A 612-nucleotide genomic window follows, 5' to 3' on the forward strand; every position below is an offset into this window, starting at 1 on the left:
TCGTCGTCGTCGCCGCCGATCAGCGTGTCGCAGCCGTCGCCGCCGTCGATGCTGTCCTCGCCGCAGGAGCCGTAGAGGTAGTCGTCGCCGGAGCCGCCGTCGATGGTGTCGGCACCGTCGCCGCCGTCGATGTAGTCGTCGCCGGCACCGCCGTCGAGATCCTCATCCTGGCTGCCGCCGAGCAGGACGTCGCCCTCCGAGGAGCCGATGATGTTCTCGAAGCCCTGCAGCTGCGAGTAGGACTCGTCGCCATCGGTCTCGGTGAAGTCGGTCTCGCCGAGGCCCATGCTGTTGTCGTAGGTGACGCCGTCCTCGTCGACCGCCACGCCCGCGAAGGAGAGCGTGTCGTTCTCGGTGTCGGAGAGGGTGCGCACGACCTCCATGTTGAGGACGGTGGCGGTGTGGTCGACCTCGTCGAACACGCCGTTGTCCTCGCCGGTGGCCGCGGTGTCCTCGTCGACCGCGAGCAGGCCGTTGACCGAGCCGTCTTCCGCCGCGCCGGTGACGCTGAACAGGAAGTAGGCACCCGCCGCGAAGCCGGCACGCTCGGTGTCCATCGCGTTGGACCCCTCGTCGGACTGGCCCTCCTCGATGATCAGCGCATCGTAGAAG

General features: G+C 68.5%; 1 protein-coding gene. It reads right to left on the bottom strand.

The genetic code is table 11. The features are described 5' to 3' along the window. A partial coding sequence (locus QSJ97_RS24645) for a calcium-binding protein (RefSeq protein ID WP_434220960.1) occupies positions 1 to 612 on the bottom strand: 612 nt, incomplete at both ends.

Source organism: Paralimibaculum aggregatum (assembly GCF_030270585.1).
Classification (GTDB): Bacteria; Pseudomonadota; Alphaproteobacteria; order Rhodobacterales; family Rhodobacteraceae; genus Thermohalobaculum; species Thermohalobaculum aggregatum.